The 25872-nt window shown below is 54.3% G+C and carries 23 protein-coding genes; 5 read left to right on the forward strand and 18 right to left on the reverse strand.

Annotated features, from left to right (window positions below):
• The 16 genes from QNN88_RS13315 to leuO form a co-directional block, all read right to left on the reverse strand.
• Complete coding sequence (locus tag QNN88_RS13315; protein ID WP_414240640.1) at nucleotides 1-921, reverse strand: D-alanine--D-alanine ligase; 921 nt, start codon at nucleotides 919-921, stop codon at nucleotides 1-3.
• Nucleotides 914-2389: a UDP-N-acetylmuramate--L-alanine ligase gene (murC, locus tag QNN88_RS13320; RefSeq protein WP_414240641.1), complete on the reverse strand. Its 1476-nt coding sequence runs from the start codon at nucleotides 2387-2389 to the stop codon at nucleotides 914-916. The genes QNN88_RS13315 and murC overlap by 8 nt, the downstream gene beginning before the upstream one ends.
• Before the next feature lie 53 nt (nucleotides 2390-2442).
• Complete coding sequence (murG, locus tag QNN88_RS13325; RefSeq protein WP_414240642.1) at nucleotides 2443-3510, reverse strand: undecaprenyldiphospho-muramoylpentapeptide beta-N-acetylglucosaminyltransferase; 1068 nt, start codon at nucleotides 3508-3510, stop codon at nucleotides 2443-2445.
• On the reverse strand, nucleotides 3507-4751 hold the full coding sequence (gene ftsW, locus QNN88_RS13330; protein WP_414240643.1) for a cell division protein FtsW: 1245 nt from the start codon (nucleotides 4749-4751) through the stop codon (nucleotides 3507-3509). The genes murG and ftsW overlap by 4 nt, the downstream gene beginning before the upstream one ends.
• Nucleotides 4751-6067: a UDP-N-acetylmuramoyl-L-alanine--D-glutamate ligase gene (murD, locus tag QNN88_RS13335; RefSeq protein WP_414240644.1), complete on the reverse strand. Its 1317-nt coding sequence runs from the start codon at nucleotides 6065-6067 to the stop codon at nucleotides 4751-4753. Before murD ends, ftsW begins: the two co-directional genes overlap by 1 nt.
• A gap of 2 nt (nucleotides 6068-6069) precedes the next feature.
• Nucleotides 6070-7152 (reverse strand): phospho-N-acetylmuramoyl-pentapeptide-transferase, encoded by a 1083-nt coding sequence (mraY, locus tag QNN88_RS13340; protein WP_042997938.1) that lies wholly within the window; start codon nucleotides 7150-7152, stop codon nucleotides 6070-6072.
• Entirely contained in the window at nucleotides 7146-8504 is a 1359-nt protein-coding gene (murF, locus tag QNN88_RS13345) for a UDP-N-acetylmuramoyl-tripeptide--D-alanyl-D-alanine ligase (RefSeq protein ID WP_414240645.1), read from the reverse strand. The genes mraY and murF overlap by 7 nt, the downstream gene beginning before the upstream one ends.
• Nucleotides 8501-9988 carry a UDP-N-acetylmuramoyl-L-alanyl-D-glutamate--2,6-diaminopimelate ligase gene (gene murE / locus QNN88_RS13350; protein ID WP_414240646.1) on the reverse strand — a complete coding sequence of 496 codons (1488 nt, stop codon included), beginning with the start codon at nucleotides 9986-9988 and terminating at the stop codon, nucleotides 8501-8503. Before murE ends, murF begins: the two co-directional genes overlap by 4 nt.
• Nucleotides 9975-11741, reverse strand: a complete 1767-nt coding sequence (ftsI, locus tag QNN88_RS13355) for a peptidoglycan glycosyltransferase FtsI (RefSeq protein WP_414240647.1) — start codon at nucleotides 11739-11741, stop codon at nucleotides 9975-9977. Before ftsI ends, murE begins: the two co-directional genes overlap by 14 nt.
• 15 nt (nucleotides 11742-11756) lie before the next feature.
• Nucleotides 11757-12122, reverse strand: coding sequence for a cell division protein FtsL (ftsL, locus tag QNN88_RS13360; protein WP_414240648.1), 366 nt, complete (start codon nucleotides 12120-12122; stop codon nucleotides 11757-11759).
• On the reverse strand, nucleotides 12119-13060 hold the full coding sequence (gene rsmH / locus QNN88_RS13365; RefSeq protein WP_414240649.1) for a 16S rRNA (cytosine(1402)-N(4))-methyltransferase RsmH: 942 nt from the start codon (nucleotides 13058-13060) through the stop codon (nucleotides 12119-12121). The genes ftsL and rsmH overlap by 4 nt, the downstream gene beginning before the upstream one ends.
• 1 nt (nucleotide 13061) lies before the next feature.
• Nucleotides 13062-13520, reverse strand: coding sequence for a division/cell wall cluster transcriptional repressor MraZ (mraZ, locus tag QNN88_RS13370; RefSeq protein ID WP_044255498.1), 459 nt, complete (start codon nucleotides 13518-13520; stop codon nucleotides 13062-13064).
• A gap of 610 nt (nucleotides 13521-14130) precedes the next feature.
• Entirely contained in the window at nucleotides 14131-15135 is a 1005-nt protein-coding gene (gene cra / locus QNN88_RS13375; protein ID WP_414240650.1) for a catabolite repressor/activator, read from the reverse strand.
• Between the two features lie 180 nt (nucleotides 15136-15315).
• A complete protein-coding gene (ilvN, locus tag QNN88_RS13380) occupies nucleotides 15316-15807 on the reverse strand; it encodes an acetolactate synthase small subunit (protein ID WP_336218488.1) in 492 nt (163 codons plus the stop codon).
• A gap of 2 nt (nucleotides 15808-15809) precedes the next feature.
• Nucleotides 15810-17534: an acetolactate synthase 3 large subunit gene (gene ilvI, locus QNN88_RS13385; RefSeq protein WP_414240651.1), complete on the reverse strand. Its 1725-nt coding sequence runs from the start codon at nucleotides 17532-17534 to the stop codon at nucleotides 15810-15812.
• A gap of 317 nt (nucleotides 17535-17851) precedes the next feature.
• A complete protein-coding gene (gene leuO / locus QNN88_RS13390; RefSeq protein ID WP_414240652.1) occupies nucleotides 17852-18802 on the reverse strand; it encodes a transcriptional regulator LeuO in 951 nt (316 codons plus the stop codon).
• Between the two features lie 656 nt (nucleotides 18803-19458).
• Between leuO and leuL the strand changes: the two genes are divergently transcribed.
• The 5 genes from leuL (at nucleotide 19459) to leuD (ending at nucleotide 24317) form a co-directional block, all read left to right on the forward strand.
• Nucleotides 19459-19545, forward strand: a complete 87-nt coding sequence (leuL, locus tag QNN88_RS13395) for a leu operon leader peptide (protein WP_042323878.1) — start codon at nucleotides 19459-19461, stop codon at nucleotides 19543-19545.
• An 89-nt stretch (nucleotides 19546-19634) separates the two neighbouring features.
• Entirely contained in the window at nucleotides 19635-21206 is a 1572-nt protein-coding gene (leuA, locus tag QNN88_RS13400) for a 2-isopropylmalate synthase (protein ID WP_414240653.1), read from the forward strand.
• Entirely contained in the window at nucleotides 21206-22297 is a 1092-nt protein-coding gene (gene leuB / locus QNN88_RS13405; RefSeq protein ID WP_414240654.1) for a 3-isopropylmalate dehydrogenase, read from the forward strand. The genes leuA and leuB overlap by 1 nt, the downstream gene beginning before the upstream one ends.
• A gap of 2 nt (nucleotides 22298-22299) precedes the next feature.
• Entirely contained in the window at nucleotides 22300-23700 is a 1401-nt protein-coding gene (gene leuC / locus QNN88_RS13410; protein WP_414240655.1) for a 3-isopropylmalate dehydratase large subunit, read from the forward strand.
• A gap of 11 nt (nucleotides 23701-23711) precedes the next feature.
• Nucleotides 23712-24317, forward strand: coding sequence for a 3-isopropylmalate dehydratase small subunit (leuD, locus tag QNN88_RS13415; RefSeq protein WP_414240656.1), 606 nt, complete (start codon nucleotides 23712-23714; stop codon nucleotides 24315-24317).
• Nucleotides 24318-24406: 89 nt separating this feature from the next.
• On the opposite strand, the gene QNN88_RS13420 is transcribed toward leuD, so the two are convergent.
• Entirely contained in the window at nucleotides 24407-25585 is a 1179-nt protein-coding gene (locus QNN88_RS13420) for a sugar efflux transporter (RefSeq protein ID WP_414240657.1), read from the reverse strand.
• Between the two features lie 109 nt (nucleotides 25586-25694).
• A complete protein-coding gene (sgrT, locus tag QNN88_RS13425; protein WP_414240658.1) occupies nucleotides 25695-25817 on the reverse strand; it encodes a glucose uptake inhibitor SgrT in 123 nt (40 codons plus the stop codon).
• Nucleotides 25818-25872: the final 55 nt, after the last annotated feature.

The following is a 25872-nucleotide window of genomic DNA, read 5'->3' on the forward strand; positions in this document are numbered from 1 at the left end:
TCAGTCCGCCAACGCCAGAATTCGTACCACCAACTGCGAGAAACTCATCCCCGCCTGTCGCGCCGCCATTGGCACCAGACTGTGGCTGGTCATTCCCGGTGAGGTATTCGCTTCCAGCAGATAAAACTGGCCATCGTTATCCAGCATGACGTCAATGCGCCCCCAGCCTTTACAGCCCAGGGTTGTCCATGCTTTCAGCACTAATTCCTGCAAAATAGCCTCTTGTTCGCTTTCCAGACCCGCAGGGCAGAAATACTGTGTTTCATCAGACAGATACTTCGCCTCATAATCATAGAAGGTTCCTGCGGGTTGGATACGAATTGCGGGTAAAATTTCTTCACCCACAATCGCTACCGTAAATTCTGGACCGCTGAGCCATTTCTCGATCAGAACGTCTTCATCATGCTGAAATGCCAGCGTTAATGCATCCTGTAAAGCGTCATATTCTGACACTTTCGACATTCCCACGCTGGACCCTTCACGGCTGGGCTTCACAATCAGCGGTAAACCCAGTGCAGAAATTTGCTTAACCTGTTCTTCAGCAAGGCCTTTTTCAAACTGAGATCGCGTCAGCGAGACCCACGGCGCGACAGGTAATCCCGCCCCCTGCCACAGCAGCTTGCTGCGCAGTTTATCCATGGAGATCGCCGATGCCATCACGCCGCTGCCGGTATAAGGCAAGCCAACCAGCTCCAGCAGTCCCTGTAAGGTTCCGTCTTCCCCGCCACGACCATGCAGGGCGATAAAAACTTTCTGAAAGCCCATCGATTTCAGCTGCGTCACGTCGACCTCTTTCGGATCGACCGGATGCGCATCCACACCGCCTTCACGTAAACCGGCCAGCACTGCCGCGCCGGAATTCAGCGAGACATCACGTTCAGCAGAGGTACCGCCCAGCAGGACCGCGATTTTATCAGCCATGTTGTTCGTCCTCCTGAATTCGCGGCTTCAGTTTGATTTCAGCTAAGGAACGCGCGATTTTGCCGATATTTCCCGCACCCTGCACCAGAATCAAGTCGTTGCCGGTTAATACGGGTGCCAGCATTTCTGCAACCTGCGCCGGATCGGAAACCAGAATCGGGTCTATTTTTCCGCGACCGCGAATCGTGCGGCACAGCGAACGGCTGTCCGCCCCTGGAATCGGCGCTTCGCCCGCCGCGTACACATCCAGCATCAGCAACGCATCAACCTGGGTCAGCACGTTGGCAAAGTCGTCATACAGATCACGCGTACGCGTGAAACGGTGCGGCTGAAACAGCATCACCAGATTTTTGTCCGGCCATCCCGCCCGCGCCGCTTTAATGGTCGCGTCCACTTCCGTCGGGTGATGACCATAATCATCCACCAGCATTGCCGTACCGGTTTTACCGTTCACTGGCTCAAGCGGGAATTCACCGAGGAAATCAAAACGGCGCCCGGTACCCTGGAAGCTTTCCAGCGCGCGCAGAATGGCGTCGTCTTCAATACCTTCTTCCGTCGCGACGGCGACGGCCGCCGCTGCGTTGAGGGCGTTATGGCGACCGGGCGCATTCAACGTCACGCGCAGCGCCGGCATCCCTTGACGCAACAGGGTGAAATGCCCCTGCGGTCCCACCTGCTGATAATCTTCAACGCGAACGTCAGCGTCATCGCTAAAGCCATAAGTTGTGGTCTGACGTCCCACGCGCGGCAACAGCTCGCGGATCACAGGGTCATCAACACACATCACCGCACGACCATAAAACGGCAGGTTATGCAGGAAATTAATAAACGTCTGTTTTAAATTTTCGAAATCGCCATGGTAAGTATCCATGTGATCGGCTTCGATATTGGTGACAATCGCCACCATCGGCTGCAGATGCAGGAACGACGCGTCGCTCTCATCCGCTTCCGCAATTAAGTAACGGCTATGGCCCAGACGCGCATGCACGCCTGCCGCTTTCACCAGACCGCCATTAACGAAGGTCGGATCCAGTCCAGCTTCCGCGTAAATGCTGGAGACCATCGCGGTAGTGGTTGTTTTACCGTGCGTTCCGGCTATCGCAATGCCGTGACGAAAACGCATTAATTCTGCCAGCATCTCCGCGCGACGAATGACCGGGATACGCGCTTCATGCGCCGCCACAATCTCCGGGTTATCGGCAGAGATGGCGCTGGAAACCACAACCACGCTCGCATCAAGGACGTTTTCCGGGCGATGATTGAAATAAATCGTTGCGCCCAGGTTCATTAACTGCTGCGTCACCGGGTTTGGCGCTAAATCGGAACCACTGATCTGATACCCTTCATTGGCAAGAACTTCGGCAATACCGCCCATCCCGGCACCACCGATGCCGACAAAGTGGATGTGCCGAACGCGACGCATTTCGGGCACGATGGAACGCAGTTTTGCCAGTTGTTGTGTATTCATTCTTTACGCCATTAACTTCGAAAAAACCTGCGATGCAAAAGGCACCGCTACAATTACGCCCGGGCAGCCCGGCTCACTTCAGTGGCGACACGCTCAGTGGCATCCGGAATGGATGCAGCGCGGGCACGTTCTGCCATGGTTAACAAACTTTCTCGCGACCACCCGGCCAGGGTGCTGGCGACAGCATCCACAGTAAACTGCGGCTGCTCGAGAATTTTGGCTGCGCCCGCTTTTTCCAGCGGCAGCGCATTCCAGTACTGCTGTCGGTCTTTATGCTGAAAGGGTACAAACAGCGCGGGTAAACCGGCAGCGGCAATCTCACTTACCGTTAATGCGCCAGAACGACAAACCACGACATCGGCCCACGCATAGGCGGCCGCCATGTCATCAATAAATTCCGTCACCTTATGCTGCGGTTGCCCCGCCTCGGCATAAGCCTGTTCTACGGTCTGCTGCGCGCCTTTGCCACTCTGATGCCAGATGGTTACCGCATCACCCAGTCTGGCGGCAACCTGCGGTAAAGTCTGATTCAGGACGCGAGCGCCCTGCGATCCGCCCACCACCAACACGCGAATCGGACCTTCGCGTCCTGCCAGACGATCCTGCGGTAGCGGCAGCGCGAGCACGTCGGTGCGAACCGGATTGCCCACGACTTCCGCTTTCGGGAACGCGCCAGGAAATGCCTGCATCACTTTAGTGGCAATTTTCGCCAGCCATTTGTTGGTTAACCCGGCGATACCATTTTGCTCGTGCAATACGACCGGAATGCCCAGTGACCACGCGGCCAGACCGCCGGGACCAGAAACGTAGCCGCCCATTCCCAGCACCACGTCGGGTTTAAAATGCTTCATGATCGCGCGCGCCTGACGCCATGCGTTAAAAATTCGCAAAGGGGCGGCCAACAGCGCTTTCACGCCTTTCCCACGCAATCCCGAGATACGGATGAAGTCAATGTCGATGCCATGTTTTGGCACTAAATCCGCTTCCATACGATCTGCGGTACCCAGCCAGCGAACTTCCCAGCCCTGGGTCATTAAATGGTGCGCGACCGCCAGTCCCGGGAACACGTGTCCACCGGTACCGCCCGCCATCACCATTAACCGCTTCGCTTGACCACTCATCGTGAACCTCGTGTAAACGCCTGCGCTTTTTCCAGACGCGTTTCATAATCAATTCGCAACAAAAACATGATAGCTGTCGACATAATCAGCAAACTCGAGCCACCATAACTGATGAGCGGCAGCGTCAGACCTTTGGTTGGCAGCATTCCTGCCGCCGCGCCGACGTTCACCAGTGCCTGAAAACTAAACCAAATACCGATGGAGCAGGCCAAAAACCCGGAAAAACGGTGGTCGATCTGTAGCGCTTTGCGGCCAATCGACATCGCGCGAAAAGCGACGAAGAATACCATTAAAAGCGCCAATACCACACCGATATAACCCAGTTCTTCCCCAATGATGGCGAAGATAAAGTCCGTATGCGCCTCCGGCAGATACTCCAGTTTTTGTACCGAATTACCCAATCCTTGCCCCCACATTTCACCGCGACCGAACGCCATCAGTGATTGGGTGAGCTGGTATCCGCTACCAAACGGATCTTCCCACGGGTTCCAGAACGAGGTCACACGGCGAATACGATACGGTTCGGCAAGGATCAGCAGAACGACCGCTGAAATCCCCATGCCGATAATGGCGATGAACTGCCACAACTTCGCCCCGGCCAGAAACAGCATCGCCAGCGTGGTCACGAACAGCACCACCACCGTACCAAGATCAGGCTGCGCCAGCAGCAGGATCGCCAGAACCAGAATCACGCCCATCGGCTTTAAAAAGCCGCGCAGGTTATTTCGGACTTCGTCAACCTTGCGCACCAGGTAGTTCGCCAGATAGCAGAACAGCGACAGCTTGGTAAACTCAGCAGGCTGAATACGCAGAGGACCTAATGCAATCCAACGCGATGCCCCGTTCACCGAACTCCCCACCACCAGCACGATCAACAGCATAATGATCGAGGCGATCAGCATCGTGGTGCTGTACTTCTGCCAGAACTCCATCGGCAGACGCAGCGTGATCATCGCCAGACAAAATGCCAGAAAAATGTAGAGCGCATCACGCTTGGCAAACAGAAACGGATCGCCCGCCAGACGCTGCCCAACGGGCATGGATGCTGACGTCACCATGATAAAACCGATCGCCGCAAGGCCTAACGTCAGCCATAGCAGCACGCGATCGTACATGATCAGGCTGTCAGAATCTTTGTCCCGTGAGGCCATCACCCAGCCTTTAAGCGCCGCAAAAACCCATCCCAGGATGCCAAATCCCGGCAGGCGCGGCATTCTCAGGCGAGGGAGAGATAAACGCATCAACCCAACTCCTTCGCCAGACGGGTAAAGACATCGCCCCGTTGCTCAAAATTCTTAAACTGATCGAGACTGGCGCAGGCCGGAGACAGCAACACCATGTCGCCCGGCTTCACGCGAGGCGCCAGCAGGCGCATGGCCTCTTCCATCGTCTCGGTTTGTTCCGCGATGTCCGGTCGCAGCGCCGCCAGTTGCGCGCCATCGCGGCCGAAGCAGTACATCCGCACGCGATCGCCTTCCAGATAACGACGCAGCGAAGTGAAGTCCGCCGATTTGCCATCGCCGCCCAGCAGCAGATGCAACGTACCGTCAACGTGCAGACCGTTCAGCGCCGCTTCGGTGCTGCCGACATTGGTGGCCTTCGAGTCGTTAATCCAGCGTACGCCGTTATGTTCCAGCACCAGCTGGAAACGATGCGCCAGCCCGGTGAATGTCGTCAGCGCTTTCAGACTGCTGGCGCGCGGCAGGCCTACGGCATCAGCCAGCGCCAGCGCCGCCAGGGCGTTGGTGTAGTTATGCTGACCGGAAAGCGTCATCTCTTTCACGTTCAGGATCTTCTCACCTTTGACGCGCAGCCAGGTTTCGCCCTGCTGACGGTTAAGATGATAATCGCCCATATTGACGCCAAAGCTCACGCAGCGCTCATCGGCACCACGAATCGGCATCGTCAGCGCATCATCAGCATTGACCACGCAGACTTTCGCGTTCTCGTAAACGCGCAGTTTTGCCGCACGATACTGTTGCAAACCAAACGGATACCGGTCCATGTGATCCTCGGTAACGTTCAGAATGGTGGCCGCAGCCGCCTGCAGGCTGAACGTGGTTTCCAGCTGGAAGCTGGAGAGTTCAAGCACATACAGTTCGCGTTCTGCATCCAGCAGCATCAACGCAGGCAGACCAATGTTGCCGCCCACGCCAACGTTCACGCCGGCCGCTTTCGCCATTTCACCAACCAGTGTCGTGACCGTGCTTTTTCCGTTGGATCCCGTAATCGCCACTATCGGTGCCTGCGCTTCGCGACAGAACAGTTCAATATCACCGACGATCTCAACGCCCGCAGCGGACGCCGCGCTCAACGAAGGATGCGCAAGCGCGATACCAGGGCTTGCCACAATCAAATCCGCCGCCAGCAACCAGTCGTCGTTCAGACTACCGACATGGCGTTCTACCGCTTCCGGTAACTTATCCAGTCCCGGCGGTGTCGCACGGGTATCCATCACGCGAGGGGTGACGCCACGAGCGAGGAAAAAGTCCACGCAAGAGAGTCCGGTTAACCCCAGACCGATAATGACGACGTTTTTACCCTGGTAATCAGCCATGATTAACGTACCTTCAGCGTTGCCAGGCCAATCAGGACCAGCATCAGCGAAATAATCCAGAAGCGCACAATCACGCGCGGTTCCGGCCAACCTTTCAGTTCATAGTGGTGATGAATCGGCGCCATACGGAAAATACGCTGACCGCGCAGCTTGAAGGAGCCGACCTGCAATATGACCGACAGGGTCTCCACTACAAACACTCCGCCCATAATGACCAGCAGAAATTCCTGACGCAGCAGCACGGCGATAATACCGAGCGCGCCACCCAGCGCCAACGAACCGACGTCGCCCATAAAGACCTGTGCCGGATAGGTGTTAAACCACAGGAAACCTAAGCCTGCCCCGACTATCGCCGTACAGACGATCACCAGTTCCCCGGCGTGGCGTAGATACGGAATATGCAGATAGTTGGCGAAATTCATGTTGCCAGTCGCCCACGCCACCAATGCGAAACCACCCGCGACGAAAACAGTTGGCATAATCGCCAGACCATCCAGACCGTCGGTCAGGTTCACCGCGTTGCCGGTACCGACAATCACAAAATACGCCAGAAGAACGTAGAACAGCCCAAGCTGCGGCATGACATCCTTGAAGAACGGCACGACCAACTCTGTCGCTGGCGTATCTTTGCCTGCCAGATACAACGCGAAAGCGACGCCCAGCGCAATGACCGACATCCAGAAATATTTCCAGCGGGCAATCAGGCCCTTGGTGTCTTTGCGGACCACTTTGCGGTAGTCATCGACGAAGCCGATAATGCCGTAACCAATCAGCACCACCAGCACGCACCAGACGTACGGGTTGGATGGATACGCCCACAGCAGAACAGAAATGACGATCGCCGTGAGGATCATGATCCCGCCCATCGTTGGCGTTCCACGTTTACTGAAGTGGGACTCCGGACCATCGTTACGCACGACCTGGCCGAAGGAGAGTTTTTGCAGACGGGCGATCATGCGCGGTCCCATCCACAATGAGATGAACAGCGCGGTCAGCAGGCTGACAATGGCGCGAAACGTCAGATAGGAAAAGACGTTAAAGCCGGAATAATATTTGACCAAATGTTCGGCCAGCCAAACTAACATGATCCTTTCTCCTGTAATGCGCGTACTACCTCTTCCATGGCGGCACTACGTGAACCCTTCACTAAAATAGTCATTATTTTTTGTTCTACGATCAGCGCGTTAAGACGAGCGACCAGCGCGGTTTTATCCGCAAAATGTTCGCCAACCCCGCTCGCGTCGCTGATGGCTTTGCTCAGTTTCCCTGCGCTCAAGACACAGTCGATACCCGCCGCTTTCGCCGCTTCGCCCACCTGCACATGGCAGGCTTCACTTTCGCCGCCTAACTCAGCCATATCACCGACCACCAGCACCCGATAACCCGGCATTTCAGACAGAACCTGTACCGCTGCGGTCATTGAGCCAACGTTGGCGTTATAGGAGTCATCGAGCAGCAGTTGATTTTCCGCCAACTGGACAGGGAACAGACGCCCCGGCACCGCTTCTAAATTCGCCAGACCGGTTTTGATCGCCTCCAGCGTCGCGCCAACGGCCATCGACAGCGCCGCCGCCGCCAGTGCATTGGCAATATTGTGACGCCCCGGCAACGGCAGCAGCACATCAATGCTCCCGCCAGGCGTTTGCATCGTGAACTCGGTGCCATGGGAAGTCACGTGCACATTTGTCGCGGTGAAATCGCTGTTGGCGGTATTCGGTGAAAAACGCCAGACTTTACGATCGCCGATGATACTCTGCCAGTTCAGCCAGTCATTGTTATCGGCATTCATAATAGCGATGCCGTTTTCAGGCAGACCGGTGAAGATTTCGCCTTTCGCTTTCGCCACTCCCGCCAGGGAGCCAAAGCCCTCCAGATGCGCCGCCGCCAGGTTGTTGACCAGTGCGGCTTCCGGGCGCGTCAGGCTGACGGTCCAGGCAATTTCGCCCTGGTGATTAGCGCCTAATTCAATGACCGCATAATCATATTCAGCGGTTAAGCGCAGCAACGTCATCGGCACGCCGATATCGTTATTCAGGTTACCTGCGGTGTAGAGCGTGTTTCCGCACTGGCTGAGAATCGCCGCCGTCATCTCTTTCACGGAGGTTTTGCCAGAAGAGCCCGTTAACGCCACCACGCGTGCCGGAACCTGAGCGCGAACCCATGCCGCCAGCTCACCGAATGCCAGACGGGTGTCTTTCACCACCACCTGCGGCAGGTCGATATCCAGGGGACGACTCACCAGCAGTGCGCCCGCCCCACCCTCTTTTGCCTGTTCGACAAAATCGTGGGCATCAAAACGTTCACCTTTGAGCGCCACAAACAGGCAGCCAGGCGTCAACTTACGCGTATCGGTGGTGACGGCATCAAGGGAGAGATCGTGCCCTTTCAGTTCGCCGCCGAGAATACCGGCAAGTTGGCTGAGCGTTACGCGAATCATGCGATCACCCCCAGCAGACGCGCCGCGGTCACGCGGTCGGAATAATCGAGACGCTGAGTACCGACAATCTGGTAATCCTCGTGGCCTTTACCCGCCACCAGCACCACATCGTTATCTTTCGCCTGCATAATGGCGTTGGTCACCGCTTCGGCGCGACCTTCCATCACTTTTGCCCGACCAGCGTCCAGCATGCCTGCCAGAATGTCGTCGATAATGGCGCGTGGCTCTTCAGTACGCGGGTTGTCGTCCGTTACGACCACAACATCAGCGAACTCTTCGGCAATCGCCCCCATCAGCGGGCGCTTGCCTTTGTCGCGATCGCCGCCGCAGCCAAAGACACACCAGAGTTGCCCGGTGCAGTGCAGGCGCGCCGCCTGCAGCGCTTTTTCCAGCGCATCAGGGGTATGGGCATAATCGACCACCACGGTGGTTTTACCCGGCGCACTAAAAACCTCCATGCGCCCGCATACCGGCTGCAGACGTGCCGCGGTGTTTAACAGGTCAGCCAGCGGATAGCCCAGCGCCAGCAGCGTGGCCAGCGCCAGCAACAGGTTGCTGACGTTAAACGCGCCCATCAGGCGGCTTTCAATTTCGCCTTCGCCCCAGCTTGAGGCAAAGCGGATGGTTGCGCCGCTATCGTGATAATTCACCTCAACCGCTTTCAGCCAGCGGCCATGACAGTTCGGATTAATGTGGTCTTCCATCGAGACGGCCACAGCATCCGGCAGATTCGCCAGCCAGCGGCGACCGACTTCATCATCCGCGTTGATAATCGCCTGCCCACAATGGTGCGTGGAAAAAAGCAGCCATTTCGCGGCTTCGTAATGTTCCATATCGCCGTGATAATCCAGATGATCGCGGCTTAAATTAGTAAATACGGAGGCGGCAAATTTCAGTGCCGCGACGCGATGCTGCACCAGACCGTGGGAAGAGACTTCCATCGCGCACAGGGTCGCACCCTGGTCAACCAACCCCGCCAGTACCTGCTGAACGTCAACGGCTGAGCCGGTGGTATTTTCCGTTGGGATCACTTTGCCGAGCAGACCGTTTCCGACCGTGCCCATTACCGCACTGGTTTCGCCGAGCAGTTGGCTCCACTGCGCCAGCAACTGGGTCGTGGTGGTTTTACCGTTAGTCCCGGTAACGCCGATCAGACGCATATTTTCAGATGGCTCGTGATAGAAGCGGCCCGCCAGTGCAGATAAACGCTCGTTAAGCTGGCTCAAATAGACAACCGGTACGCCGTGCATTTCACGCACTTCACCGTCGGTCGCCTCATCTTTTGCTTCTGCAATAATGGCAGCCACACCTTGCGCTATCGCCTGCGGGATATATCGACGCCCGTCCGCCTGATGACCTTTCACTGCCACAAAGAGATCGCCCGACGCAGCCACACGGCTGTCGAGTGTCATCTCTCGCAGTTCTCGCGCAGGTAAACCGGTTACCCACGGAGCAAGAAGGTCGCGCAAATTACGATCTGCCACCTGTTCCCTCGCCTTGATTAATTACGAATTCACTTTTTTCGCCCGTTGCCAGCGCATCCGGTTCGATGTTCATGGTGCGCAGAACGCCGCCCATGATGGCACCAAACACCGGCGCGGAAACGGCGCCGCCGTAGTATTTACCCGCCTGCGGATCGTTGATAACAACAACCAGCGCAAAGCGCGGCTGACTCGCAGGCGCAACGCCTGCGGTATAAGCAATGTATTTGTTGATGTAGCGGCCATCCGGACCAACTTTCTTCGCCGTACCGGTTTTAATCGCGATGCGATAGCCCTTGATCGCCGCCTTCACGCCGCCGCCGCCCGGCAGCGCCACGCTTTCCATCATGTGCACAACGGTACGTACGGTCGATTCCGGGAAAATGCGCTCACCGGGAACCGGTGGATCAACTTTGGTGATCGACAGAGGACGATAAACGCCGTAGCTGCCAATCGTTGCGTAGACTCGCGCTAACTGTAACGGGGTTACCATTAGCCCGTAGCCGAAAGAGAAGGTGGCCCTCTCTATGTCAGACCACCGTTGTTTTTGAGGATATAAGCCACTGCGTTCTCCGACCAACCCCAAATTGGTCGCTTTTCCCAGCCCAAAACGTGAGTAAGTGTCTACTAACGCTGAGGACGGCATCGCTAACGCCAGTTTAGAAACACCGACGTTACTCGACTTCTGTAAAACCCCGGTCAGGGTCAATTCGCTGTAGCGTGCCACGTCTTTGATTTCGTGGCCGTTAATTCGGTAGGGTACGGTATTGAGCACGCTGTTTTCCCGCACCACGCCGCGCTGAAGCGCGGTCATCACCACCATCGGTTTGACGGTAGAACCCGGCTCGAAAACGTCGGTAATGGTACGGTTACGCATCGCGTCTTTTGGCGTGCCGCTCAGGTTGTTTGGGTTGTAGGAAGGGCTGTTGGCCATCGCCAACACTTCTCCGGTGTTCACATCCACCAGCACCGCGCTCCCGGATTCCGCCTTGTTAAACGCCACGGCATTATTCAGCTCACGATAAACCAGCGCCTGTAGACGTTCGTCAATGCTCAGCGCAAGGTTATGCGCCGCCTGGCTGTCGGTGGAGGAGATATCTTCGATAACACGCCCGTAGCGGTCTTTACGCACGATACGCTCGCCCGGTTGTCCGGTGAGCCATTTATCAAAACTCTTCTCAACGCCTTCAATCCCCTGGCTATCTACGTTGGTAAAACCAATGAGGTGAGCGGTCACTTCGCCGGAGGGGTAGTAACGACGGGATTCTTCGCGCAGATAAATACCCGGTAACTTCAGCTTTTTGATGTAATCCGCCATGTCCGGGTTTAGCTGTCGCGCCAGATAGATAAAGCGCCCTTTCGGGTTAGCATTGATACGGGCGGCCAGCTGATCAAGAGGGATATTCAGCGCGGTAGAGAGCGCTCGCCAGCGATCGCCAACGCTGACGCCACCGGCGGCATGGACTTCTTTCGGATCGGCCCAGATAGCCTTCACCGGGACGCTGACGGCCAGTGGACGGCCCGAACGGTCGGTGATCATGCCACGCGAGGTTGCCACTTCCTGTACGCGAAGCGAACGCATGTCGCCCTGACGTACCAGCATGTCTGGCGCGATAATCTGCAGCCACGCGACACGGCCCAGCAGGAAACCCAGCGCCAGTAGAATGCAGCCGCACAGCAACGCAAAACGCCAACTGATAAAGTTGGCCTGTTCTTCCTGACGTTTTGGTTTTAGCGTTTTTGCCGCTGCTTTCATGCGTCGCGTTATTCCTTATTTTTGCACTACGATATTTTCTTGTGAGGGATCCACATGCTGCATTTGCAGCTTCTCCGTTGCGATCCGTTCCACCCGGCTATGATCGCCGAGCGCATTCTCCTCAAGAATCAGGTTGCGCCACTCGATATCCAGCGCATCACGCTCCAGAACCAGTTGTTCACGTTGCGCAGTCAGTAACCGTGTATGGTGCGCAGTGGTGACGACGGTTACCGCCGTCACAATGATGCAAATGAACAGGCAGAGTGGCAGCTTCCCAAATCGCAAAAGATCGTCACCGATCACGCCAGGCAATGCATGGCGCTCGTGGCTTCCAATCGATCCCTTAACTTTGCTGAGGGCTTCTGTCACTCTGCTGATCATGCGTTCGTCCTCTCTGCAATGCGCAGAACTGAACTACGGGCACGAGGATTCTCTGCAACCTCTTCTTCTCCCGGCATCAACTTGCCTAATGCTCGTAACTCACGACCGCCCAGTTTTTTGAGCTGCTCTTCCGTCATCGGTAACCCAGCCGGAACCTGCGGACCGCGGCTTTGCTCACGCATAAAGCGTTTCACAATACGGTCTTCCAGAGAGTGGAAACTGATGATGGAAAGCCGCCCACCCGGGGCCAGCACGCTGAGCGAGCTTTTTAGCGCCTGCTCTATCTCCTCCAGTTCACTGTTCACCCAGATGCGCACCGCCTGGAAGGTACGGGTCGCGGGATGTTTGAATTTGTCCTTCACCGGCGTTGCCGCCGCGACCACTTCCGCCAGTTCTTTGGTGCGGGTCATGGGCTGTTCGCGGTTGCGCTCAACGATGGCGCGGGCAATACGTTTCGCAAAACGCTCTTCGCCAAAGGTTTTCAGTACCCAGGCGATATCAGCTTCTTCTGCGGTTTGCAGCCACTCGGCAGCCGACTGACCGCGCGTGGGATCCATGCGCATATCCAGCGGTCCGTCACGCATGAAGGAAAAACCACGTTCTGCATCGTCAAGCTGCGGTGAAGAAACGCCAAGATCGAGGAGAATCCCATCGATCTTGCCGGTCAGTTCGCGCTCGCTAACATAATCAGCCAGCGCAGAGAAAGGGCCATGAATGATGGAGAAGCGGGGATCATTGATGGTCTGGGCGACAGCGATCGCCTGCGGATCGCGATCGATTGCCAGCAGACGTCCCTCCTCGCCAAGCTGCGAGAGAATGAGACGCGAATGACCACCGCGACCAAATGTTCCATCAATGTAGATGCCATCAGGGCGAATATTCAGACCGTTTACGGCCTCGTCCAGCAGCACCGTGGTGTGTTTAAAATTTTCCATCATCTTATAGAGACAAGTCCTGCAGGCGCTCCGATAACGTTCCGGTCGCGCTCTGCTCTGCGTCGATATCTTCCTTGACCTGTTGATACCAGGTCGTTTCATCCCACAGCTCAAACTTGTTGAACTGCCCAACCAGCATCACTTCTTTTGTCAGCCCGGCATGTTGCCGCAGGACAGGCGCAACCAGCAATCGCCCGGCGCTGTCCATCTGACATTCGCTGGCATGCCCCAACAGTAAGCGCTGCACGCGGCGCTCTACCGGGTTCATGCTCGACAGACGCGATAATTTTTGCTCGATAATTTCCCATTCAGGCAGGGGGTAAAGCAGCAGGCACGGGTGATGGATGTCAATGGTACAAACCATTTGACCGGTAGCGCTCTCGATCAGTTGATCCCGGTAACGGGTAGGCACAGATAAACGCCCTTTACTGTCGAGATTGACTAACGTTGCTCCCCGGAACATGCCAGTCTCCCCCCTCATTACCACTTTGCCCCACAAATTCCCACTCAAAGGAGTTTACGGAGCGGAGGAAAACCTTGTCAAGCGAGTCACAACGCTTACCAGAGTAAAAAACCCAATGTTTACGGCTAATATCAGCTTTGATTAAATTCTGTCCAACGAACGAAGCAAATTAACGTCATGAATATTTGTAAGAAAAAAATCCCAAAACTCATCACCGTTTTAAAACGAACATTTATTCTCAGGAGGGAATATAAAGTGTCAGTTTGCGACGCGAGCGGCATTTTAGGACATATTGCATCATGAATACAGCCCCTGTTTATCACTGCTCACCCCGCGCACCGACGAGTCCGCAGGACATTCGCTTCGCAAAGACAAGAAATGTCTGTTAATTCGGCAATTCACGACAAGCATGTAACAAAATAATACAAAGCTAACTTGCCGTTACGTCTCAATAACCTGAAACCCGCTTTGTTTCGTTTAAATTCAGTTTATTTAGGTAAAGTTGAGAAAATGATAAGGAATAATCTTAATTACGGTGAGGGTATAAGTGAGAGGAAATCCTTAAGCTGCGCCAGAAAAATTGTCTTCTGACGCAGAATTCAGAAATTGACTAGCTGCGGCTCAATACGCCCCGACGATAGAGATTACGTTTAATACGCGTTAAACCTGGTTTTGGTTTACGCGGTTCATCCAGACTCGCCAGGACAATTTCCAGTACACGCTCTGCGACATCACGATGGCGCTGCGCCACTGCCAGGACCGGGCACTGCAGGAAATCCAGCAGTTCGTTATCGCCAAAGGTCGCAATCGCCAGATCGGATGGCAGCTTACCGTCGCGCCGTAACGTCACATCCATCACCCCTTGCAATAGGGCAAATGAGGTAGTGAACAACGCCTGCGGCATCGGATGCGTTTCCAGCCATTTTTCAAACAGTTGTGCCGCTGCTTCGCGCTCATAGCTGTTGGCATAAAGGAAATTCACTTCACGCGGATCGTCTTTCCAGGCGGTACGGAAACCCTGCTCGCGCAAGAAACTGACGGATAACTCCGGCAGCGCGCCCAAATAAAGCACCGTGTCAGCCGGGAACTTACGCAACTCTCCGGCCAACATTTCAGCGTCGTCCTGATCGGCACCCACAACACTGGTAAAATGTTCACGATCTAATGCACGATCCAGCGCCACAATGGGGAACGTGTCGTTGGCCCAACGCTGATAGAACGGGTGCTCCGGCGGCAGCGAAGTGGAAACAATGATCGCATCAACCTGACGCTGTAAAAGATGTTCAATGCAGCGCATTTCGTTATCGGGCTGATCTTCCGAACAAGCAATCAGCAGCTGATAACCACGCTGGCGGGCCTGACGCTCAAGATAATTTGCAATGCGGGTATAGCTCGTGTTCTCCAGATCCGGGATAACCAGACCGATGGAACGTGTGCGTCCAGCACGTAGCCCGGCGGCCACAGCATTCGGGTGGTAATTATGCTCACGCACCACCGCCATGACTTTCTCGACAGTCTTGTCGCTCACGCGGTATTGCTTTGCTTTTCCGTTTATCACGTAGCTTGCAGTCGTTCGCGATACACCAGCCAGCCGAGCGATTTCATCCAGTTTCACAATTGCCCCTTGCGTAAAATGTACAAACCATAACCATTGTAACGGCATGGGTTAAAATCGGTAACATCTAAGCGCAGAATAGTGACTGCGGCAACCGCTTTTATTCCGGGTTACCACGAATTTCGCAAAAAAAAGCCCAACCGATAATATTGGGCTTATGCATTAACGAAAAGAGAATGGTTAGCGCATTATTTTGTCACCGCGGGATAGCCCCACCACACCGGAACGGGCAACCTCAACGATTTTTGCCACCTCACGCAGCGTCGCCAGAAAAGCGTCCAGCTTATCGCTGGTTCCTGCCAGCTGTACGGTATAGAGGGTCGGCGTGACGTCAATAATCTGTCCGCGGAAGATTTCGGTATTGCGCTTCACCTCCTCCCGTCCATAACCGCTGGCCTGGATTTTCACCAGCATGATTTCACGCTCAACGTGCGCGCCGTGCCCCAGTTCGCTGACCCGTAACACATCCACCAGCTTGTGCAGTTGCTTTTCAATCTGCTCCAGCACCTTTTCATCACCTACCGTCTGGATGGTCATACGAGAGAGTGTAGGATCATCCGTCGGCGCCACGGTGAGGCTTTCAATATTGTAACCACGCTGAGCAAAAAGGCCGATTACGCGCGACAGCGCACCGGATTCGTTCTCCAGCAATACTGATAATATCCGGCGCATAATCAGGTCCTCTCCGTTTTACTTAACCACATTTCATCCATCCCGCCGCCGCGAATCTGCATCGGATAGACGTGCTCGCTGCCATCAACGGTAACGTCGACAAACACCAGGCGACCTTTTTTCACTTGCGCCAGGGCTTCACTCAGTTGATTTTCCAGTTCATCAGGACGGGAAATCTGAATGCCGACATGTCCGTAGGCCTCTGCCAGGCGAACAAAATCAGGCAGTGATTGCATATACGATTGAGAGTGACGCCCCGAGTAAATCATGTCCTGCCATTGCTTCACCATACCCAGATAGCGGTTGTTCAGGTTTAGCACCAGAACCGGCAGTTCATACTGTAGCGCGGTTGACAGTTCCTGAATGTTCATCTGAATGCTGCCGTCGCCTGTCACACAAACCACCGTTTCCTCTGGCAACGCCATCTTCACCCCGAGTGCCGCGGGCAGGCCGAAGCCCATCGTGCCGAGACCGCCGGAGTTAATCCAGCGACGCGGCTTATCAAAGGGATAATACAGCGCCGCAAACATCTGATGCTGACCGACATCAGAGGTCACATACGCGTCGCCATTGGTCAGACGCCAGATAGCCTCGATAACCGCCTGCGGCTTGATACTTTCACTCTGCGTGTCATATTTCAGGCACTGGCGCGCTCGCCAGCGTTCAATTTGTTGCCACCAGTCGCGAATGTCATCCAGCGGTTGCGGTGCCGTTTCCTGCGGCAGTAATTCGAGTATCTGCTCAAGCACCTGACGCGCATCGCCCACAATCGGGATATCTGCCGTCACCGTTTTGGAGATTGACGTCGGGTCGATATCAATGTGCAGTACCGTCGCATTTGGACAATACTTGGCCAGATTATTCGTCGTGCGGTCGTCGAAACGAACCCCGACGGCAAAAATTACGTCGGCGTTATGCATTGTCATGTTGGCTTCATAAGTGCCATGCATGCCCAACATCCCGAGCGACTGACGGTGTGTTGCGGGAAATGCCCCAAGCCCCATCAGTGAAGAGACCACCGGCAGGTTGAGCGCTTCGACAGTCCGGTGCAGTTGCTCGTGGCACGACGCCGTCACCGCCCCGCCGCCAACGTAGACAACCGGTTTTTTCGCCGCGACCAGCGTTTGCAGGGCGCGCTTAATCTGCCCTTTATGTCCCGCGGTGGTCGGGTTATATGATCGCATGCTGACCGTTTCAGGCCAGGAATAAGGCAATTTTTTGCCGGGATTAAGAATGTCCTTCGGCAAATCCACCACCACCGGTCCCGGACGGCCGCTCGCCGCCAGCCAGAAAGCCTTTTTCAGCACCTGTGGAATATCTTCCGTCTGCTTCACCAGAAAACTGTGTTTCACGACCGGGCGGGAGATCCCCACCATGTCGCACTCCTGAAAGGCGTCATAGCCAATCAACGAGGTCGCGACCTGACCGGAAAGAATCACTAACGGAATAGAATCCATATACGCCGTTGCGATGCCGGTAATCGCATTGGTGGCGCCAGGACCCGAAGTCACCAGCACCACACCCACTTCTCCCGTAGCCCGCGCCAGGCCATCGGCCATATGCACGGCAGCCTGTTCATGGCGTACGAGCACATGATCGATCCCACCGACCGTATGCAACGCATCATAAATATCGAGGACGGCGCCCCCGGGATAACCGAATACCTGCTTAACGCCCTGATCGATAAGCGATCTGACGACCATTTCGGCTCCAGACAACATCTCCATGGCTTGCCTCACTGAATGACGATTAATGATGTGTAAAACACCTTAACCGCTCCCCAGGACACAGGCAATTCAGAGAAAGGGGCAAAGACGCCGGAAAATAAGCATAAATGAGAGGGAGGCGACAGATTAATGGTGAATAAAACTAAATTTTATTCATGTAATGATAATTAATCGGCTTAAAATGGGCACATACAGCGAATCATCAATTTTTTCGTGGACAGAAAAAAGAATGACAAGCTCAAATCAGGATAAAATTCCAGAAAATTAAATCGAAGCAGGATAAACCGGATGTTTCACCCGGTTTATCTCATTCGCGGCTAACGCTTACAGACGGAGGCCAATAATTCTTCCATCCATTGATGTCCTTTATCCCGCCCCGCAGCTTCATGCCATGAAAGATAACATGTTCTGCTATTCAGTTTTAAAGGTAACGGTAATATCTGGAGATCCAGAGAGGTCGCGAACTCTTCAGCTAACCAGCGCGGGGCAATGGCCACCAGATGCGTTTGCGATACAACATTCAGAACACTGATTAATGCCATTCCCTGATAGGCCACACACGATTGTGAATCAACCGTGTCGTACCAGGGTCGGCTAAATGAGTCAAAACGGTCAAGTGAAACAACAGCATGTTGTTCATTATAAACATCACTTTCCACTAATGGCCCGTTAATGCGTGGATGCTTACGGCTGGCGACCAAAACCATTTCATCATTAAACAATGGAACACTTGTAAATTCAGGACGACGGAATTCCTCATAACTAATGACAAATTCTGTTTCCTGATAACGTAACTGGTGTTCAGTATCTTTATTTAAGGATGACTTAAATACAACATGAATATTCGGTGCGATTTTTTCAACACGATTATAAATCAGAGAGGTCAGGGTATTATCTAAAGGACTGCAAACACAAAGATGGAAGATGCGCTCACTGCTGCCAGGTTCAAAGCCGGAGCCGGGCAATTCATTCTGCACTAATTGCAGCGCCTGGCGGACGGAACCGAAGAGCTGGAAAGCCCGCGCAGTGGGCTGGATCCCACGACCGTAACGCACAAAAAGTTCATCATTAAACATCACCTTAAGACGCGCCACGGCGTTACTTACGGCAGGCTGTGACATCCCGAGGGCATGCGCGGCACGAGTAATATTTTGCTCCTGCATCACCGCATCAAATACAGTCAACAGGTTAAGATCAACCATACGAAGTTGCGGTTTATCCATCTCTAAATGAGGGGGGTTGGGTTTATCTACAGTTACTTCTGGCATACTTAACTCCATTGTCACGCTTAACTCCCTTTTTCTTGCCGGAATGCAGAGAAATAATCTCAGAGAATATGATTTACCATGCATATAAAATAAGAAAAAGGGCAGAGATTGAAATTAGGAAAATATAAATGTGCGGGAAGAACATCGTAGAAACCCACATCAGAACGAGGCCTAACTCTTCACAACACGGTAAATCATAAATTTTAATGACGGGAGCAATATAAACATAAGCAAGGCAAATAAACAATCATACGTTTAATGAATAAAACACCATCATCCAATAAAATATTTATATTACTTACGCGTTAATTATTAACATTCACTTATCATTAAGCCTATTACCAGAAATTATAAATTAATTAATATTCGCAATAAAATCTTCAAAATCATAAAGATAAACAATTCATTTTTGCCCTGTCCTGCCAAAACATCCCTGACTCATTTGAAAGTAAACATGCTTAAATATGTCAAACAATGAAAAGTGTAAGCCCACCGCCATTTTTTCATCGCCAATAGCAGAAAAAGTTCAGCACAATTAGCTAAATCATCGCCTCCTTTTTCTTCTGCCTGCCGCGGTGTTTTCACAGACAGGGTTGACATCCGTCATCGTATCCAGTACCACTAAAAGCATATCGCATTCGCATGGAGTTGATTTAATGATTCGTATCGCTCGCTTCAACGGTCTACTACTACTAAACGCATCTTCGTTGCGCGGTAGACTGGTGAGCGGCATTCAGCATTAAGTCGTATCCAGTTAGATAAAAAACCCGCGCCGTTGCGCGGGTTTTTTTATGCTCGAAGCAAGGCGCCCTAAAGACCAAGGACCTAAAACATGAGCCAGCAAGTCATTATTTTCGATACCACTTTACGCGATGGAGAACAGGCGTTACAGGCAAGCCTGAGTGTGAAAGAGAAGCTGCAGATTGCGCTGGCCCTTGAGCGTATGGGTGTTGACGTAATGGAAGTCGGTTTCCCTGTCTCTTCTCCTGGCGACTTCGAATCCGTACAAACCATCGCCCGTCAGGTTAAAAATAGCCGGGTTTGCGCATTAGCCCGCTGTGTGGAAAAAGATATCGACGTTGCAGCTGAGTCGCTGAAGGTCGCCGAAGCCTTCCGTATTCATACCTTTATTGCCACCTCACCGATGCATATCGCCACCAAGCTGCGCAGCACGCTGGACGAGGTGATTGAGCGCGCGGTCTATATGGTCAAACGCGCCCGTAATTACACCGACGATGTCGAGTTCTCTTGTGAGGATGCAGGCCGTACGCCGATCGCCGATCTGGCCCGTGTTGTGGAAGCCGCCATTAATGCTGGCGCTAAAACCATCAACATCCCGGACACCGTCGGCTACACCATGCCCTTCGAGTTCGCAGGCATTATCTCCGGTCTGTATGAGCGCGTACCAAATATCGATAAAGCGATCATTTCCGTCCACACCCATGACGACTTAGGTCTGGGCGTCGGCAATGCGCTGGCGGCGGTTCACGCTGGCGCACGTCAGGTAGAAGGCGCGATGAACGGAATTGGCGAGCGTGCCGGTAACTGCTCGCTGGAAGAGGTGATCATGGCGATTAAAGTTCGCCAGGACATCCTGAACGTCAGCACCCGCATTAACCATCAGGAGATCTGGCGTACAAGCCAGTTAGTCAGTCAGATCTGCAATATGCCGATCCCGGCGAACAAAGCCATTGTCGGCAGCGGCGCGTTTGCCCACTCATCCGGCATCCACCAGGATGGCGTACTGAAGAACCGTGAAAACTACGAAATCATGACGCCGGAATCCATCGGTCTGAATCAGGTGCAACTGAACCTGACCTCCCGTTCCGGGCGCGCAGCGGTAAAACACCGTATGGATGAGATGGGTTATAAAGAGAGTGAATACAGTCTGGACAATCTGTACGACGCCTTCCTGAAGCTGGCCGATAAAAAAGGTCAGGTGTTTGATTACGATCTGGAAGCGCTGGCGTTTATTGGCAAACAACAGGAAGAGCCAGAGCACTTCCGCCTGGATTATTTCAGCGTCCAGTCCGGTTCTAACGATATTGCCACCGCCTCCGTCAAGCTGGCTTGCGGCAGCGAGGTCAAAGCCGAAGCGGCTAACGGTAACGGTCCGGTCGATGCGATTTATCAGGCGATCAACCGCATTACCGATTACGACATTGAGCTGGTGAAATACAGCCTGTCCGCCAAAGGACACGGTAAAGATGCGCTGGGTCAGGTGGATATCGTCGCGAACTATAACGGACGTCGCTTCCACGGCGTCGGTCTGGCGACGGATATTGTTGAATCGTCCGCGAAAGCGATGGTGCACGTACTGAACAACATCTGGCGTGCCGCAGAAGTCGAAAAAGAGTTGCAACGTAAAGCTCAGAACAACGAGAACAACAAGGAAACCGTGTGATGTCGAAGAATTATCATATTGCTGTTTTGCCGGGCGACGGTATTGGTCCGGAAGTCATGGCGCAAGCCCTGAAAGTCCTGGAAGCCATTCGCCATCGATTTGAGATGCGCATTACCACCAGCCATTACGATGTGGGCGGCGCGGCAATCGACAGCCAGGGTGAACCGCTGCCGAAAACAACCGTCGAAGGTTGTGAGCAGGCTGACGCCGTGCTGTTTGGTTCCGTCGGCGGCCCGAAATGGGAACATCTGCCACCGGACAGCCAGCCGGAGCGCGGCGCGCTGCTGCCGCTGCGCAAGCACTTCAAACTGTTCAGCAATCTGCGTCCGGCAAAACTGTATCAGGGCCTGGAAGCCTTCTGCCCACTGCGTGCCGACATCGCAGCAAATGGCTTCGACATTCTGTGTGTTCGTGAACTGACCGGCGGGATCTACTTCGGTCAGCCAAAAGGTCGCGAAGGCAGCGGCCAGCATGAAAAAGCGTTCGATACCGAGGTCTATCACCGCTTTGAAATTGAACGTATTGCGCGCATCGCGTTTGAATCTGCGCGTAAACGCCGCCGCAAAGTGACCTCTGTCGATAAAGCGAACGTTCTGCAAACCTCTATTTTGTGGCGCGAAATCGTCAATGAAATCGCCAAAGAATATCCGGACGTTGAGCTGGCGCATATGTACATCGACAACGCTACCATGCAGTTGATTAAAGACCCGTCCCAGTTCGACGTACTGCTGTGTTCCAACCTGTTTGGCGACATTTTGTCTGACGAATGCGCGATGATTACCGGCTCGATGGGCATGCTGCCCTCCGCCAGCCTGAACGAGCACGGTTTTGGTTTATATGAACCGGCGGGCGGCTCCGCACCGGATATTGCCGGCAAGAATATTGCTAACCCGATTGCGCAGATTTTGTCGCTGGCGCTGCTGCTGCGCTACAGCCTGGATGCCGATGACGCGGCATCCGCTATTGAACGTGCGGTTAACCGCGCATTAGAAGAAGGTATCCGCACCGGTGATTTAGCCCGTGGCGCGGCGGCCGTCGGTACAGATGAAATGGGCGACATCATTGCTCGTTATGTCGCACAAGGGGTGTAATCATGGCTAAAACGTTATACGAAAAATTGTTTGATGCGCACGTGGTCTATGAGGCGCAAAACGAGACCCCGCTGTTATATATCGACAGACATCTGGTGCATGAAGTGACCTCTCCGCAGGCGTTCGACGGCCTGCGTGCGCACGGCCGTCCGGTTCGTCAACCGGGTAAAACCTATGCCACGATGGATCACAACGTCTCCACGCAGACCAAAGATATCAATGCGTCCGGCGAGATGGCGCGTATCCAGATGCAGGAACTGATTAAGAACTGCAACGAGTTTGGCGTTGAACTGTACGATCTGAACCACCCGTATCAGGGCATCGTTCACGTGATGGGGCCAGAACAGGGCGTCACTCTGCCGGGAATGACCATCGTCTGCGGCGACTCGCATACCGCGACCCACGGCGCCTTTGGCGCGCTGGCGTTCGGTATCGGCACCTCCGAAGTGGAGCACGTGCTGGCGACCCAGACCCTGAAGCAGGGTCGCGCCAAAACCATGAAGATTGAAGTCAAAGGCACCGCAGCGCCGGGAATTACTGCCAAAGACATCGTGCTGGCAATTATCGGTAAGACCGGTAGCGCCGGCGGTACCGGCCACGTCGTTGAGTTTTGCGGCGATGCCATCCGCGCCCTGAGCATGGAAGGCCGAATGACCTTGTGCAATATGGCAATCGAAATGGGTGCTAAAGCAGGACTGGTCGCGCCGGATGAAACCACCTTTAATTACGTCAAAGGTCGTCTGCACGCGCCGAAAGGTAAAGATTTTGATGACGCGGTAGCGTACTGGAAAACGCTGCACACCGACGCCGACGCAAGCTTTGATACCGTTGTCACCTTACAGGCTGAAGAGATTGCCCCGCAGGTGACCTGGGGTACCAACCCGGGCCAGGTGATCTCCGTGACGGACAACATTCCCGATCCGGCTTCATTTACCGATCCGGTTGAGCGTGCCAGCGCCGAAAAAGCGCTGGCCTATATGGGGCTGAAACCGGGTGTGCCGTTAACGGAAGTGGCGATCGATAAAGTGTTCATCGGCTCGTGCACTAACTCGCGTATTGAAGATTTGCGCGCCGCCGCAGAGGTCGCCAAAGGTCGTAAAGTCGCGCCGGGCGTCCAGGCGCTGGTGGTTCCTGGCTCCGGTCCGGTGAAAGCGCAGGCAGAAGCGGAAGGACTGGATAAGATCTTTATCGAAGCCGGTTTCGAGTGGCGTCTGCCGGGCTGCTCCATGTGTCTGGCCATGAACAACGACCGTCTGAATCCGGGCGAACGCTGCGCGTCGACCAGCAACCGTAACTTTGAAGGGCGTCAAGGCCGCGGTGGGCGTACCCATCTGGTCAGCCCGGCGATGGCCGCTGCTGCTGCCGTTGCCGGTCATTTTGCCGACATTCGCAGCATCAAATAAAGGAGACTCCCATGGCAGAGAAATTTACCCAACATACAGGCCTGGTTGTCCCGCTGGATGCCGCCAACGTCGATACCGACGCCATCATTCCGAAGCAGTTTTTGCAGAAGGTGACCCGTACCGGTTTTGGCGCACACCTGTTCAATGACTGGCGTTTTCTGGATGAAAAAGGTCAGCAGCCGAATCCGGCGTTCGTCCTGAACTTCCCGGAATACAAAGGGGCGTCAATTCTGCTGGCGCGTGAAAACTTCGGCTGCGGCTCTTCTCGTGAGCACGCGCCGTGGGCGTTGACGGACTACGGCTTCAAAGTAGTGATTGCGCCGAGCTTCGCGGACATCTTCTACGGCAACAGCTTTAACAACCAGTTGCTGCCCGTTAAGTTAAGTGATGAAGAAGTCGACGAGTTATTTACGCTGGTACAGGCGAATCCAGGTATTCACTTCGAAGTGGATCTGGAAGCGCAGGTTGTGAAAGCAGGCGAGAAAGCCTATCACTTTAACATCGACGCCTTCCGCCGCCACTGCATGCTGAACGGTCTGGACAGCATCGGGTTGACGCTGCAACACGAAGACGCGATCGCCGAGTACGAAGACAAGCAGCCCGCGTTTATGCGCTAAGCACGCAATGCCGGATGCGCTTCGCTTATCCGGCCTACGGATTCCTGTAGGTCGGATAAGGCGTTAGCCGCTATCCGGCAATCCATAAATCAAACGTCTTTCACCCGCCCGGTCATCACCAGCGTAACCAGCGAAATCGCCGCAATCACCCAGTACACCGCGAAATGACCATAGCTTTGGGCAACCGCACCCTGAATGACCCCGGCCAGAATCACGCCGGTCGAAATACTGTTAGTAAATAGCGTCGTCGCCGATCCGGCCCGCCCCGGCATCAGGTCCTGGAACCAGAGCATACCAATACCCGCGATAATCCCGATAAACACCGCATTAAACAGTTGCAGCATCAGCAGCGCCTGATGGCTATGGAAGAAAATCAAACCGAGATAAAACAGCACGCCCGCGGTGACGGCAATAAGCATCATCCGGCGCTTGCCGAAGCGTTTTACGTAGAAGCCGGCAAGGATCATCATCGGGATTTCCAGTCCTGCCGCGGTACCCATCAGGATCCCGGCAAGCTTATCCGGCAGCCCAAGCTCAGCGCTAATCCAGAGCGGCATATCGATGATGTACATGGTGTTGCAGGTCCACATCAGCGTGGAAGCGATAAACAACATTCGTACGTTTTTATCCTGCCAGCCGCCAGTCTGGATCACCGGCGCATCCGCCGGTTGCTCAACGCGGGCGACGGACGGCAACATAAAGGCAATCAGGATGAAACTGAGCGCAAAAATCGCGGCGGCAATTGAAAACATCACGGTAAAGCCGTAATTCAGCGCCAGCATAAAGGCCATCGGCGGGCCAATCACCCACGCCAGTGAAAGCTGCGCACGCATCACCGAACTGAACATCACCACTTCACGCGCCGAGCTGTCGGCATATTCCCGCGCCAGCGCGAACAATTGCGGCATCGCGGTATTTGCCAGCGACGCCAGCAGTACACCACAGGTGATCAGCGTCAGGTAGTGGCGGTTAAAGGCAAACAGCAGCGCATTACCGACGGCCATCAGGCAACAAAACAGAATCAGCTTGCGCCGATCTCCCTGGCTGTCCGAGCGTGTTGCCAGCGCAAGACTCACCCCAATCCCGGCGATGGCGTTAACGGTGTAAAACAATCCCACCCAGAACGGCTGCGCCCCGACCTCACGACTGAGAAACAGGCTCAACGTCGGCGCCTGTAGCGCCCCCGCCACCCCCATCATAAAAGCGACGAGCATAAACGCCGCGTACACACCGTTGAGACGTCGTCCCATCGTCATTAACCAGAGCATATTTTTCCTTTATCAGCGCAGCCAAAACGAAAAAAGCCAGCAGATAATACCTGCTGGCGCGGTGATTAACACCAATACTCAGTCACACATGATGTCTGCCATTCCGGGGTCAGGCTGTCACCTCCCACTGCATCAGTTCTTCCAGTATCTTTAAGCGCTGCGGCGCGCTCAGGCAAGCCAACCAGGACAACCCTTCTGTCGCGGCAAAGTACTTCTGATAAAACTGGCGCATAGATGACCCCTTCATAGTGCTTCATCGGAATGTATTATTGGCCTAATATAGGGAT

Source organism: Citrobacter sp. ANG330 (assembly GCF_047467925.1).
GTDB lineage: Bacteria > Pseudomonadota > Gammaproteobacteria > Enterobacterales > Enterobacteriaceae > Citrobacter_A > Citrobacter_A amalonaticus_G.

What these genes read in the sequence shown, in the direction of transcription:
- QNN88_RS13315 (WP_414240640.1), bottom strand. Translation starts at nt 921, where the DNA reads ATGGCTGATAAAATCGCGGTCCTGCTGGGCGGTACCTCTGCTGAACGT.
- murC (WP_414240641.1), bottom strand. Translation starts at nt 2,389, where the DNA reads ATGAATACACAACAACTGGCAAAACTGCGTTCCATCGTGCCCGAAATG.
- murG (WP_414240642.1), bottom strand. Translation starts at nt 3,510, where the DNA reads ATGAGTGGTCAAGCGAAGCGGTTAATGGTGATGGCGGGCGGTACCGGT.
- ftsW (WP_414240643.1), bottom strand. Translation starts at nt 4,751, where the DNA reads ATGCGTTTATCTCTCCCTCGCCTGAGAATGCCGCGCCTGCCGGGATTT.
- murD (WP_414240644.1), bottom strand. Translation starts at nt 6,067, where the DNA reads ATGGCTGATTACCAGGGTAAAAACGTCGTCATTATCGGTCTGGGGTTA.
- mraY (WP_042997938.1), bottom strand. Translation starts at nt 7,152, where the DNA reads ATGTTAGTTTGGCTGGCCGAACATTTGGTCAAATATTATTCCGGCTTT.
- murF (WP_414240645.1), bottom strand. Translation starts at nt 8,504, where the DNA reads ATGATTCGCGTAACGCTCAGCCAACTTGCCGGTATTCTCGGCGGCGAA.
- ftsI (WP_414240647.1), bottom strand. Translation starts at nt 11,741, where the DNA reads ATGAAAGCAGCGGCAAAAACGCTAAAACCAAAACGTCAGGAAGAACAG.
- ftsL (WP_414240648.1), bottom strand. Translation starts at nt 12,122, where the DNA reads ATGATCAGCAGAGTGACAGAAGCCCTCAGCAAAGTTAAGGGATCGATT.
- rsmH (WP_414240649.1), bottom strand. Translation starts at nt 13,060, where the DNA reads ATGATGGAAAATTTTAAACACACCACGGTGCTGCTGGACGAGGCCGTA.
- mraZ (WP_044255498.1), bottom strand. Translation starts at nt 13,520, where the DNA reads ATGTTCCGGGGAGCAACGTTAGTCAATCTCGACAGTAAAGGGCGTTTA.
- ilvN (WP_336218488.1), bottom strand. Translation starts at nt 15,807, where the DNA reads ATGCGCCGGATATTATCAGTATTGCTGGAGAACGAATCCGGTGCGCTG.
- ilvI (WP_414240651.1), bottom strand. Translation starts at nt 17,534, where the DNA reads ATGGAGATGTTGTCTGGAGCCGAAATGGTCGTCAGATCGCTTATCGAT.
- leuO (WP_414240652.1), bottom strand. Translation starts at nt 18,802, where the DNA reads ATGCCAGAAGTAACTGTAGATAAACCCAACCCCCCTCATTTAGAGATG.
- leuL (WP_042323878.1), top strand. Translation starts at nt 19,459, where the DNA reads ATGATTCGTATCGCTCGCTTCAACGGTCTACTACTACTAAACGCATCT.
- leuA (WP_414240653.1), top strand. Translation starts at nt 19,635, where the DNA reads ATGAGCCAGCAAGTCATTATTTTCGATACCACTTTACGCGATGGAGAA.
- leuB (WP_414240654.1), top strand. Translation starts at nt 21,206, where the DNA reads ATGTCGAAGAATTATCATATTGCTGTTTTGCCGGGCGACGGTATTGGT.
- leuC (WP_414240655.1), top strand. Translation starts at nt 22,300, where the DNA reads ATGGCTAAAACGTTATACGAAAAATTGTTTGATGCGCACGTGGTCTAT.
- leuD (WP_414240656.1), top strand. Translation starts at nt 23,712, where the DNA reads ATGGCAGAGAAATTTACCCAACATACAGGCCTGGTTGTCCCGCTGGAT.
- QNN88_RS13420 (WP_414240657.1), bottom strand. Translation starts at nt 25,585, where the DNA reads ATGCTCTGGTTAATGACGATGGGACGACGTCTCAACGGTGTGTACGCG.
- sgrT (WP_414240658.1), bottom strand. Translation starts at nt 25,817, where the DNA reads ATGCGCCAGTTTTATCAGAAGTACTTTGCCGCGACAGAAGGGTTGTCC.